This window comes from Methylomagnum sp., from assembly GCF_054333355.1.
Genome location: NZ_JBTEKS010000459.1, coordinates 1 through 3,235, shown reverse-complemented (window position 1 = coordinate 3,235; position 3,235 = coordinate 1). Strand labels below are relative to the sequence as shown.

The window sequence follows — 3,235 nt, the reverse complement described above, 5'->3', positions numbered from 1 at the left end:
ACCCGCCGCGTAGTTGGGGAAATGGCGGGGCGGCAGGGCTTTCCACACGTCCAGTATCGGCTGGATCAGGCTCCAGCCTGCTTCCACCATGTCGGCGCGCTGGAACAGCGTGGCGTCGCCGATCATGCAATCCAGCAGCAGCCGCTCGTAGCCGGTGTTGGGCGTGCAGCCGAAATAGTCCACGTAGTCGAAATCCATCTTCACCGACCCCAGTTGCATCACCGGGCCGGGCACCTTGGCGCCAAATTGCAGGGAAATTCCCTCGTTCGGTTGCAGATGAATCACCAGCCGGTTGGTTTGCAATTGGTCGATGGCCGTGTTGCGGAACAGCACCAGCGGCGCCCGCCGGAACTGGATGGCGATTTCCGTGGCGCGGGCCGCCATGCGCTTGCCGGTGCGGAGATAGAACGGCACGTCGGCCCAGCGCCAGTTGTCCAGCATCAGCTTCATGGCGACGAAGGTCTCGGTGCGGGAATCCCGCGCCACGCCGGGCTCCTCGCGATAGCCCGGCACCGTTTCCCCGTCGCTGAATCCTTCGGCGTATTGGCCCCGCGCCGTCTTGGTCAGCACGTCCTCGGGCGTCGGAATCTGCACCGCTCGCAGCGCCTTGGTCTGCTCGTCGCGCACCGCGTCGGCCTCGAAGGACACCGGCGGCTCCATGGTGGTCAGCGAGAGCAACTGGAACAGGTGGTTCGGCACCATGTCGCGCATCGCCCCGGCGGTCTCGTAATAGCCGCCGCGCCGTTCCACGCCCACCGTCTCGGCGGCGGTGATCTGCACATGGTCGATGTAGCGGCGGTTCCAGATCGGCTCGAAGATGCTGTTGGCGAACCGGAACACCATGATGTTCTGGACGGTTTCCTTGCCCAGGTAATGGTCGATGCGGTAAATCTGCCGCTCCCGCAGCACCTTCTTGATGTCGGCGTTGAGTTCCTTGGCCGAATCCAAGTCGTGGCCGAAGGGCTTCTCGATGATGACCCGCCGCCAGTTGCCGCACTCCTCCACCGCCAGGCCGGCCTGCCCCAGTTGCCGGACGATCTCGCCGAAGAAGGTCGGCGCGGTGGCGAGGTAGTAGAAATAATTGTCGTCGATGGCGTTCTTGCCGCAGACCTCGGTGCATTGCTCCTTGAGCCGCCAGTAGAACTCCGGGTCGCGGAAATCGCCCTGCACGTAGTAGATGCGCTTCTCGAACCAGGCCAGCACCTCCTCGTCCAGCTCGTCGTCGGCGTAGGTCTTGATGGCCTCCAACAAATGGTCGCGGAAGGCTTCCGGCGTGAGCGATTCAAAGGCCGCGCCGATCAGGGCGAACTTGCGGGACAACAGCTTGGCCTTGGCGAGGTTGTAGAGCGCGGGCAGGAGCTTGCGCTTGGTCAGGTCGCCGGTCGCGCCAAAGATAACCATGACGCAGGAATCCCCCGGCCGCCCGGTCGCGGCGGGGATGAGGTTGGGGACCGCGTTCATTTTTTCTCCCGGTGGCCGCCGAACTGGTAGCGCAGGGCCGACAGCAGCTTACAGGCGAATTCGTCCTCGCCCCGCGAGGTGAAGCGCTGGAAGGCAGAGGCGCTCAGCACCGGCGCGGGCGTGCCCTGATCGATGGCGGCGTGGATGGTCCAGCGGCCCTCGCCGGAGTCGGACACCTTGCCGGAGAAGTCTTCGAGGGTGGGGCTTTCGGCCAGGGCGTTAGCGGTCAGGTCCAACAGCCAAGACGCCACTACGCTGCCGCGCCGCCACACCTCGGCGATGTCGGCCAGGTCGAAGTCGTACTGGTAATGCTCGGGGTGGCGGAGCGGGGTGGTTTCCGCGTCGTTGGCGTGATCCTTCTTGCCGATGTTGGCCCGCTTCAAGATGTTGAAGCCCTCGGCGAAGGCCGCCATCATGCCGTACTCGATGCCGTTGTGGATCATCTTCACGAAGTGGCCGGCCCCGGCGGGACCGCAGTGGAGATAGCCTAAGCTGGCGGTGCTGTCCTTGCCCTCGCGGCCATCCGCCGGGGGAATCTCGCCCGCGCCCGGGGCCAGGGTCTTGAAGATGGGATCGAGGCTCTGCACCACGTCGGTCTCGCCGCCGATCATCAGGCAATAGCCGCGCTCCAAGCCCCACACGCCGCCGCTGGTGCCCACGTCCAGGTAGTGCAGGCCGTCTTCCGCCAAGGCTTCGGCCCGGCGGATGTCGTCGATGTAATAGCTGTTGCCGCCGTCGATGAGGATGTCGCCCGGTTCCAGCACGGCCTTCACCTGCTCCAACATGTCGTCCACCACGGCGGCGGGCACCATCACCCACACGGCGCGGGGCGCTTGCAGGGCGGCGGCGAATTCCGCCAGCGAGGTGGTCCCGACCGCGCCTTCCGCCGCCAGCGCTTGGACGGCGTCCGCGTTGAGATCGAACACCACGCAGTCATGCCCGTCGCGCATCAGGCGCTTCACCATGTTCGCGCCCATCCGGCCTAGACCGATCATACCCAGTTGCATAGCTTGTCCTCAGAGTTGAATGTTTGTGGTTTGGTGAAGTGATGTTCGTAGTCCCACCTTTAGGCGGTCTTCCCGCCATGCAAGAACCGCCTGAAGCCTGCCCTGAGCGGGGTCGAAGGGGCGGGGCTACAGCGGAATTCACCGCAGGGTGTCATTATCCATCGGACCCACCGTATCTACCGGAAATTCAGCAAATAACAGGCCAGCCGTGGACGGCTGGATTTTCCGTCAAGCAAATCGCTGGTCCGGTAATTGCTTGACCTGCCAAATACAGGAGACAAGCGAACATGACAGCAAAAAGTAGTACACCCGTGCCCATCTGCACCAGCGACGCGGTGCCGGAACTCGGCAAATATGCATTCACCGTGGATTACCGGGGCGTCCGGCATCCGGCCATCGTCGTGCGATTTCAGGGCGTGGTGTACGGCTATCTGAACCAGTGCGTCCACATGCCCCGGACCCTTGATTGTGAGGAATCCGACATTTTCGACGAGTCGGGCCGGTATCTGCGTTGCTCCATGCACACCATCCATTACGATCCGACGACCGGGGAATCCTTAAGCGAGATTTGCGCGGGGAAAAGTCTTACCACGTTGAAGGTGGAGGAGCGAGACGGGGCGGTTTATCTGGCGGACAAGCGGGCGGAGATGGTGGGCGTGTAGGGTGGGCATGTACCCATGCCCACCGATCAGCGGATATTTTGGTGGGCACGAGTACGTGCCCACCCTACGAAATTCGGAACGTGGGAGCGGGCTTCAGCCCGCGAC

3 protein-coding genes are annotated in these 3,235 nt (G+C 63.6%); 1 reads left to right on the top strand and 2 read right to left on the bottom strand.

The features are described 5' to 3' along the window. Together zwf and gnd are read right to left on the bottom strand one after the other, a co-directional pair. A partial coding sequence (gene zwf / locus ACXWUF_RS21025) for a glucose-6-phosphate dehydrogenase (RefSeq protein ID WP_458496510.1) occupies nt 1–1,461 on the bottom strand: 1,461 nt, incomplete at its 3' end. Beyond that, the gene (gene gnd / locus ACXWUF_RS21020; protein WP_458496509.1) at nt 1,458–2,468 is read right to left on the bottom strand and encodes a phosphogluconate dehydrogenase (NAD(+)-dependent, decarboxylating); all 1,011 of its coding nucleotides are present in this window, start codon (nt 2,466–2,468) and stop codon (nt 1,458–1,460) included. The genes gnd and zwf, both read right to left, overlap by 4 nt. A 287-nt stretch (nt 2,469–2,755) precedes the next feature. On the opposite strand from gnd, the gene ACXWUF_RS21015 reads away from it, so the two are divergent. Further along, entirely contained in the window at nt 2,756–3,130 is a 375-nt protein-coding gene (locus ACXWUF_RS21015) for a Rieske (2Fe-2S) protein (protein ID WP_458496508.1), read from the top strand. Nucleotides 3,131–3,235: the final 105 nt, after the last annotated feature.

Excerpts from the sequence above, each read along its gene's own strand:
- ACXWUF_RS21015 (WP_458496508.1), top strand. The coding sequence starts at position 2,756 with ATGACAGCAAAAAGTAGTACACCCGTGCCCATCTGCACCAGCGACGCG.
- gnd (WP_458496509.1), bottom strand. The coding sequence starts at position 2,468 with ATGCAACTGGGTATGATCGGTCTAGGCCGGATGGGCGCGAACATGGTG.